The organism is Breznakibacter xylanolyticus (assembly GCF_003254275.1).
Classification (GTDB): Bacteria; Bacteroidota; Bacteroidia; order Bacteroidales; family Marinilabiliaceae; genus Breznakibacter; species Breznakibacter xylanolyticus.
Genome location: NZ_QKZK01000021.1, coordinates 51,417 through 59,516 on the forward strand (window position 1 = coordinate 51,417; position 8,100 = coordinate 59,516).

At 47.3% G+C, this 8,100-nt stretch carries 7 protein-coding genes; 6 read left to right on the forward strand and 1 reads right to left on the reverse strand.

Going from position 1 to position 8,100, the window contains the following annotated elements; translation table 11 throughout:
• Nucleotides 1-7: 7 nt before the first annotated feature.
• The 6 genes from LX69_RS12175 (at nt 8) to LX69_RS12200 (ending at nt 6,857) form a co-directional block, all read left to right on the forward strand.
• Nucleotides 8-1,459 carry a TrkH family potassium uptake protein gene (locus LX69_RS12175; RefSeq protein ID WP_221621352.1) on the forward strand — a complete coding sequence of 484 codons (1,452 nt, stop codon included), beginning with the start codon at nt 8-10 and terminating at the stop codon, nt 1,457-1,459.
• Between the two features lie 198 nt (nt 1,460-1,657).
• Complete coding sequence (locus LX69_RS12180) at nt 1,658-2,308, forward strand: 4Fe-4S dicluster domain-containing protein (protein ID WP_146260726.1); 651 nt, start codon at nt 1,658-1,660, stop codon at nt 2,306-2,308.
• 219 nt (nt 2,309-2,527) lie between these two features.
• Nucleotides 2,528-3,574: a heterodisulfide reductase-related iron-sulfur binding cluster gene (locus LX69_RS12185; RefSeq protein WP_111446331.1), complete on the forward strand. Its 1,047-nt coding sequence runs from the start codon at nt 2,528-2,530 to the stop codon at nt 3,572-3,574.
• A gap of 39 nt (nt 3,575-3,613) precedes the next feature.
• On the forward strand, nt 3,614-4,636 hold the full coding sequence (locus LX69_RS18245; RefSeq protein WP_111446332.1) for an NAD(P)-binding protein: 1,023 nt from the start codon (nt 3,614-3,616) through the stop codon (nt 4,634-4,636).
• Between the two features lie 17 nt (nt 4,637-4,653).
• Nucleotides 4,654-5,007, forward strand: coding sequence for a 4Fe-4S dicluster domain-containing protein (locus tag LX69_RS12195; protein ID WP_111446333.1), 354 nt, complete (start codon nt 4,654-4,656; stop codon nt 5,005-5,007).
• Between the two features lie 8 nt (nt 5,008-5,015).
• Nucleotides 5,016-6,857: a (Fe-S)-binding protein gene (locus LX69_RS12200; RefSeq protein ID WP_111446334.1), complete on the forward strand. Its 1,842-nt coding sequence runs from the start codon at nt 5,016-5,018 to the stop codon at nt 6,855-6,857.
• 288 nt (nt 6,858-7,145) lie between these two features.
• On the opposite strand, the gene LX69_RS12205 is transcribed toward LX69_RS12200, so the two are convergent.
• Nucleotides 7,146-7,622, reverse strand: coding sequence for a YhcH/YjgK/YiaL family protein (locus LX69_RS12205; protein ID WP_170124369.1), 477 nt, complete (start codon nt 7,620-7,622; stop codon nt 7,146-7,148).
• Nucleotides 7,623-8,100: the final 478 nt, after the last annotated feature.

Sequence of the window (8,100 nt, forward strand, 5' to 3'; positions counted from 1 at the left end):
TGGGGAGATGCTGAATAAGAAATTCATCATCAACCTGATGGGATCAGTGTTGATGTTCGAGAGCCTTTTTATGTTGCTCTGTGCCGGAGTGGCACTCGTGTATGGAGAAGGAGATTTTATTGTGTTGTTGACTTCGTCCCTTATTACTTTTTTGGTGGGGGCTGCATCGTGGTTGCCAACCCGAAATGTCAGTAAGGATCTGATTAAGCGAGAGGGTTTTATTGTTGTGAGTCTCGTTTGGGTGTTGATGTCTGTGTTTGGTGCACTTCCTTATGTGATTGGGGGGTACATTCCCAGTTATACCGATGCTTTTTTTGAAACGATTTCCGGCTTTACCACCACAGGAGCTTCTATATTAACGGATATTGAAGCACTGCCCCATGGAATTTTATTTTGGCGAAGCATGACCCATTTTATTGGCGGGATGGGGATTATCGTGTTGGCTATCGCCATTATGCCTTATTTTGGATTTGGCGGGATGCAACTCTATAATGCCGAAGCATCCGGAGTGACTAATGAAAAACTGCATCCTCGAATTACGCAAACAGCCAAGAGTTTTTGGGGTATATATGTGGGGTTGGTGCTGTTGCAAACGGTTGTAATGCTGTTTGGTGGCATGAATTTATTTGAATCGTTGTGTCACAGCTTTGGTACTTTGGCATCAGGTGGGTTCTCCCCTAAAAATACCAGTATCGCTGAGTATTCTCCGTTTATTCAGTACGTGGTCATTTTGTTTATGATTCTTGCCGGAACTAACTTTACGATTCACTATTTTGTTTTGAATGGAAAGTGGAGTCGTATTAGGAATAATTCGGAATTATGGGTGTTTCTTTCCATCATTGGGGTTGCGACGATGATCATTGCTCTTTTTTTAAATATGGGTGAGAAATATGCCCTTGAACATGCTTTTAGAAGTGCCATGTTTCAGGTTGTGAGTATTTTGACCACAACGGGATTTGTGACTGATGATTATACTGCATGGCCTCAATATCTCTCTTTCATTATTTTTATGCTGATGTTTTCGGGTGGTTGTGCCGGATCTACCGCGGGGGGGATGAAGGTGATGCGGCATAACATCTTGTTTCGCAATAGTATGTTGGAATTTCGTCGCATGACGCATCCCCAGGGCATTATTCCTTTACGCATTGGTGGAAAGGTGATTCCCAAAGAGGTGGTTTTTACCGTTTTGGCATTCGTGATTTTGTATATTATTATTTTTGTCATCGCCTCTTTGATCCTCACCTTCATGGGACTAAGCTGGGAATCTGCCATGGGGGCTTCGGCAACTTGTATGGCGGGCATTGGTCCCGGATTTGGTGAAATCGGGAATCCGGTGGGCAATTTTGCTCTTACACCCATGGCCGGTAAGTGGTTGTTGTCATTTTTGATGTTGCTGGGACGTTTGGAGTTGTTTTCATTTTTAATTCTTTTTTCACCTGAATTCTGGCGAAATCATTAATTCCTTTCTGTTGGGTATGACATAGTATTTAGGTCGGTGGATTTTTATCTTCCGGCCTTTTCTGTTTTTGCGTCCACTACGTGTTTATACTACCTTTATTTACGTGTTTTCGATGATGATGTCCTTGTTTGGTTGTCATAAATTTGTTTGCAATTGCTCAAACGCATTCATTATCATCATTGTTTTTTTAAGTCGAACATGGTCAAGGCAAAACAAGAAAGACATACGGAAAAAGGATTGTTAGCGGCGTTACATGCCGATATTCGTTTTGGCGATGCGTTAAAAGCCTGTATGAATTGTGGGATATGCACAGCCATATGCCCCGCTGCATCTTTTTATCCCTACGATCCACGTCAGGTTTGTATTCAGGTGCAGTCGAACGATGAAGCGGTGATTGAGTCCTTGCTCAAAAGCGACGACATTTGGCAGTGTGGTCAGTGTATGTCGTGCAAGCCTCGCTGTCCGCGTGGCAACGTGCCTGGAATGTTGATTCAGGTGTTGCGAAAGGTAAGTCAGGAGACCGGGTTATTTCAATATTCTGAACTTGGGCGGTTGCAGTACGATATTGTGGTGAATATCGGCAATAACTTGTTTGAAACAGGGTATTGTGTGACACCTGATTTGATGATTCCCCAAAATCATCCTGAGCAAGGGCCGGTGTGGGAGTGGATTTATGAAAACAAAGCCGAAGTTTTCGAGAAGGTTGGTGCGACTTATCGACAGCCCGGAGCCGGTGCTTGTCGTGATATTGACACGGAGACACTTGCCGAATTGCACGCCATTTTTGAGCAAACCGGTTGTATGGAGTTGATGGATAAAGTCCGGAATTTTGCCGGTCATCGTGGTTGAGCATTGAATATCAAATCAGGCATTTAGCAAACAGATGATTCCGGGACGTGATTTATGTTCGACGTGTGTGAGTGCAAATGAACCAATCACGCATGAGTGACTCTTCTGGATATTACTAACAATTAAAAGATCGATTTTTTAAGTCTGATTCAAAGAGGTTTAATCAGATGCTTCTTTGTCTTATGTCTTGATACTTACGTCTTGATACTATTTGAAAAAATGAAATGGACCTCATATGAAAAGGAGATTGCTGCGGATGATTTTTTTTATGTGCGCAGCTGTATCCGACAAACCTTCTTCCCGGGGGCTGAAAATGTGTTGTTAAATATCCTTCGGGAACGATTGAAGCTCACCGTGGTCGAGGACGCCCGTCATACTTCTTGTACCGGTATTGGCTATCATACCGATATTGTGCCGCTTGAAACCATCATGACTGTGGTGGCTCGTCAAATGGCATTGATGACCGAGTCCGGGTTTAAAAATCTGTTGGTGTCGTGTGTCACTTCATTTGGCATTTATAATGAAGTGTTACACCTGTGGGACGACCATCCGGAGCTCGAGACCAAAGTGCGTGAGCATTTGTGGAGGGCCACGCGTCGCGAATTTGTCAAGCCTGCCAATGTGGCGCATGCCTCGGATGTCATATACAAATACCGGCGTGAAATAGCTCAAATGGCTCAATACAAATTGGTGAATGCTCAAACTGGTGAGCCGTTGAAAGGTGTTGATCACATTGGCTGTCATTATGCTAAAATATTTCCGGTGAAAGGTATTGGGGGAGCTGAGTTTCCTCGTGTTTTAAGTGATGTGGTTACCGAGTTTGGTGCTTCATCGGTCGATTATCCCGAGCGTCGTCATTGTTGTGGATTCGGGTTTCGGCAGTACATTTTAAAAGAGACGCGTGGTTATTCGGTGTCCAACTCTAAAATAAAGTTTGAATCGATGGCGCCTTATCAGCCCGATTTTATCGTGGCCAATTGTCCCGGTTGTGCCATGTTTTTGGATCGATGGCAATACACACTTAGCGAAATGGAAGGGAAGACATACGATGCTGCCGGACGTGGCATCCCGGTATTGAGTCATGAGGAACTGGCCGGATTGGTTTTGGGGTACGATCCTTGGGAAATTGGGTTGCAAATGCATCAGGTGCAGCCCGAAAGTTTGTTGGAAAAAATGGGGGTGGTCTTTGACCCGGGTGGAAAATTTCGTACTCGCGGTGGACGACAATTGCCTCGTCCTCAGGAACCTGACATTTTGTTGGTTTGATTGTAAAATACGAGTTGTTAATCCTATCGTTTGATATAAATGCATACAAAAAAAATAGCAGTCATCGGAGCCGGGCCTGCCGGGCTGGGAGCTGCATCGGTGTTGTCACGCAATGGTTTGCGAGTGAGTGTGTTTCATCGGGAGGCCGCGGCCGGTGGACATTTGAATGATTGGGCATGGTTGTTTCCGCGCTTTGTGCCTGCACGTGATGTGGCGGTTTCTATGGCGGCCGAAACCCGGCAAGTGGATTTTCATCCGGGATGTCACATCGCTGGTGTGTCTCGTCATGCCAATGGGCAGTTTAAAATTGTTATGCCCGATGGTCAAACGGAGGTTGCCGATGCTTTGGTTTACGCGGGAGGATTCAGGGTGTTTGATGCCTCCAGGAAAGAGGAGCTCGGTTACGGTATTTACCCGCGTGTGGTGACTTCGGCCGACCTCGAGAAAATGCTTGCCGGGGAAGTGCCTTTTCCCGTTGAGCTTTTGCAGCAGCAAGCATTGCGCATTGGCGTGGTGCACTGTGTGGGTTCACGCGACGAAAAGTCGGGCAATCGCCATTGTAGCCGCATGTGCTGTGTGACGGGGGTGAAACAATCTATTGAACTGCGAAAACGATTTCCCAATAGTCGTGTGACGGCTTTTTACATGGATATGCGCATGTTCGGAAACGGGTACGAGGAATTGTACCTTGAGGCGCAACGCGATTGGCAGGTGCTTTTTGTGCGCGGACGTGTCTCGGAAGTGGCTGAGAGTGATGAGGGACGGTTGCGCGTGAAGGCTGAAGATACCCTTTTGGGACGTCCCATTCGTGATGAGTTCGATTTGTTGGTACTCATGGTTGGTATGGAGGCCGATCTTCCCAAATGGCTCATTGAGGATTTGGGAGTGAAACAGATTGATGCCGGTTTTGCCAGGGGCAACGACGAGTTGGTGGCTTCAAACCGAACGCCGACCCGTGGGCTCTATCTGGCCGGAAGCTGTAAAGGCCCTCTGTCGGTAGCCGAAGCCTGGAACGACGGACAGGCCGCAGCTCAACAATTGTTGCTTGATTTGAATCGTTGAATCGCTGGTGATGACTTATGGATAAACGAAGGAATAAATTTGGTTTCGATTTAATGCAGGTGCGCGATTTGTCGATGGCTGGTGCTTGGGGCGACAGCGTGGACGTCTTGAAGGCCATCGAACCATCGCTGGTCAACTGCATTACTTGCGGCGGTTGCGCTGCTGCTTGTGCCGCTTCGGCAAATGTGAGTGTGGCCAAAGCGATTTTGCTCTTGCGGCGTGGCCTGCTGGCCGATGCCCGTGCTGCGCTTGAGGGCTGTTTGTTTTGCGGTAAATGTCGGTTTGTGTGTCCCATGGGGGTCAACACCAGGGGGGTGATTGCTGCATTGACTTTTTCCCCCGATTCATCTGGTAATATCTTACATCAATAATCCTTGTCATGACGCAACCTTTCGATTGGTTTGTAATCCCTTTTGCCATCGGTTTTTGGTCGATGATGCTTTTACTTGTGGTAAAAATATGCCGCTGGTGGCTGGGGTTTTCTTCTGTAGATAAAAAAATGGCTTTGTCACGCATCTTTTCGGTGCACACTCTGCGGGCTTTGGTTGAGATGGTGCGGGAAGGGTTACTGCATCGTAATATCTTTCGGGTTTCACCTCGTTTGGGCTATATGCACATGAGTCTGGCAATGGGCTGGTTTCTGCTTATTGTCGTGGGTAAATTCCAAACACTTGCTTTTACAGGGAACCACGTTAATGCGGTGTGGTTGCCCATATTTTTTAAATCCTTTTATCCGGGAGATGTGCATTTTGCCGGCAGTGTTGTGTATGAATTCCTGATGGATGCGGCTCTGTTGTTGGTATTGTCCGGCGTTGCGTTGGCTTGGTATAAGCGCGTGGCGCCATCGGCGTTGGGGATGCGAAAAAGTGCGCGTCATATTTGGCCCGACAGGGTTGCATTGACCTTTTTGTGGTTCGTTTTTCCCGTGCGGTTGTTGTCCGAAGGGGGCACTGCGGCTATTCATGGCGGGGGGAGTTTCCTCACTGGGACTGTGGGAGCTGTTTTGAGCCCTTGGGCTGATCTTTTGGCCGCCTGGCAGGTCGATGGCGCCCTGTGGTGGGGATACTCAATTGTGTTGGGCGGTTTCTTTTTAATGTTGCCTTGGTCGCGCTACATGCATATTCCGGCGGAGTTGGTTTTGATACTTTTTCGCCATTGGGGCGTGTCTCCTCAAAGTCTTCAGCCTATTGAGTTGGAGGCCTGTTCTCGCTGCGGTATTTGTATTGATGGCTGTGCCATGTTGCCTGTCGGTAATGATGGACAGGCTGTGTATTATGTTCGGGATGCGCGATATGGATATGTGACGGCTGCTAAGGCGCACGACTGTTTGATGTGTGGCAGTTGTGAATCGCGTTGTCCGGTTGGGCTCCGGTTGGGGAGTCTGCGGCTTGAGGGACGTCGCAAGGGAGCTTCTGATTGGGCAGTCAATCCTGTTGAATCGGCGTCTGTTGCTGTTGGAGCCAATGGCGGACGAGTGGTTTATTTTCCGGGCTGCGTGGGGGCACTCACGCCGGCGGTGACTTCGGCCATGCGTCGATTGATGCAGGCAGCCGGTGTCAGTTTTGTTGAGATGGATGCCAATAACGGGATGTGTTGCGGACGTCCCTTGTTCCTGTCGGGGCAGGCCGATGCTGCCCGGGCACAGGTGGCGCAAAACAGTCAATTGCTGGCCGCGTCCGAAGCGCAGGTGTTGGTGACTTCTTGTCCCGTTTGTTATAAAATGTTTTCACAATATTATCAGTTGCCCATCACGGTGATGCATCATACCCAATGGTTAAAGCAAATGGTGGGGGATGGGCGTTTGCAGGTGTCGCACTCCGATGCCGTGATGGTTTATCACGACCCGTGCGAATTGGGGCGTGGTTGCGGCGTGTACGACGAGCCACGTGACGTGCTCAGCCGAATGGTGACGTTGCAATCCTCCTCCGATCAGCGTCAGGCCTCGCTTTGTTGTGGCGGCAGTTTGGGCGGATATCGGATGAAAGATGCCGGTCGCCAGCAAATTGCCTCGCATGCTGTTGACCGATTGGTTGATGCCCGCACGCAAACGCTTGTGACTGCCTGCCCCATGTGCAAAAAAACGTTGGCAGCCGTCAGTCCGGTCAAAGTAAAGGACATTGCCGAAGTGACCTTGGAGCACTTGGTATTACTCCCCTTCAAAAAAATACCTCATCAGGAAAAATCACTTCTTGTTACAAAGCAAGAACTCGTGGGTGCATAGGATCGATAGGGGGATTTTTGTCGATTACTAACATCGTTGGGAGTTGTATCCGATTGCTGCGTTATATGAAAAGGGGTGTGTCGTTTCGGGTTAGCTCTCGAAACAACACACCCCTTTTGTGGAATGTTTGTAAAAATGCAGTTGCAGCGGCATATAGGCTTTGCGGAGTCTGCATTTCTATATGATACACAAGTTTTAGTCTTTCAACAGATTTCGGCCATTTCTGATCAATCTCTGTGCCTTTGTGTCCCTGTGTTTTCTTTAACTCTATTGAGTTGGATTTTCTGCTTACACTGCCACTTTCACCACCACTTTTTGGATGCGTGTGGGTTGGTCGATGGCCATGCCGGGCGCATGCATATCCTCGGGGAACAAGATGGCTGCTTCGCCAGGGAGAATCATCCAATTGGAATATTTTTCAACCTTTGAGAGGTGAATGTCTTTTTCGTCGTTATATTCCGCGTTTTCGCTAATCTGACCCAGTCCGGCTACGCCAATGAACTCTTCGCCCGAGTAGATGAACTGAATGTCGATGTATTTTTTATGGCCTTCAAACTTTAAGCCCGAAAGGGGTTTTGAATCGTAGGTCTGAAAAATGGCAAACAGCTCTTTCCCCTTTATTTCGACCTTGTGGTTGTTGCCGGGTGAGGTGAGGGCAAACATGTCGGTCATGTTCACCGTTTGCAAAAAGCGGATGCCTTCTTTCAGAAGGGCATGTTCGGGTGCCTGTGCGGCCAGTACGTCTAATGTTCCAAATAATGCCATGGTGTCATATTTTATTGATGGGGTAAATTTATACAAACGTTTGGATTGATGCAACCCATGGGACGGAATTGCCAAATTTATCACAATGGCATATTGCCAAATATGATAAGAGTACTGCATTTTTTGACGAATGCCGTATTTTTTAAGGTGTTGTTAGGGGTGGGATAATTCGTTCTTTATTTAAAAACACTACTGACCGACAAAACTAGAAATCTCCAATCTTCAAAGATTGTAAGTGTTGATAAACAGCAATATAAGCATATCTTCAATTGTTTTTCAATTACCTACCCCCCCCCTTTTTTTCAGAAAAATGCGAGTTGTATGTCAGGACTTTTGTTTTTTGCTTTTACATTTTTGACATAAGTCCGTCTACAGTTTTCAATCACCCAATAAACGTCTAAATGGCTTATCAGGTAAATCCTAACCAAAGCGGCAATTGTAGAGAAAGCCTTTTTTGTGTCCGACTTTGCCCTTAGGA